Raw genomic sequence first — 263 nt, forward strand, 5'->3', positions numbered from 1 at the left:
GCCTTACTCGATCCAGACATCGTCAAGCAAGCCTTCGAAAGCGCGGGTGTCTCGACCATTCGCAAGCGCCGTCTTCCGCTTGAAAGCCTAGTGTGGTGCATCATCAGCATGGCGTTGTTTCGCCGGATGTCTGCTTGGGATGTTGTGAATCACATGGACATCATGCTGCCGGGCAAGCGGCTTCTGATGACCGATCCGCTGCGCTTCCCGTGCGATGAGATCGTCGATCTTTACAGTCAGCGTTGGGAAATCGAACTGGGCTA

Annotated in this window: 1 protein-coding gene; it reads left to right on the forward strand. The window is 55.5% G+C overall.

What is annotated here, in order from left to right; all coding sequences use genetic code 11:
- Window positions 1-263: transposase domain-containing protein (locus GHO32_RS26340; protein WP_256671076.1), on the forward strand; the 263-nt coding region annotated here is incomplete at both ends.

It is taken from the genome of Pseudomonas sp. FSL R10-2189 (assembly GCF_009600325.1).
Taxonomy (GTDB): domain Bacteria; phylum Pseudomonadota; class Gammaproteobacteria; order Pseudomonadales; family Pseudomonadaceae; genus Aquipseudomonas; species Aquipseudomonas helleri.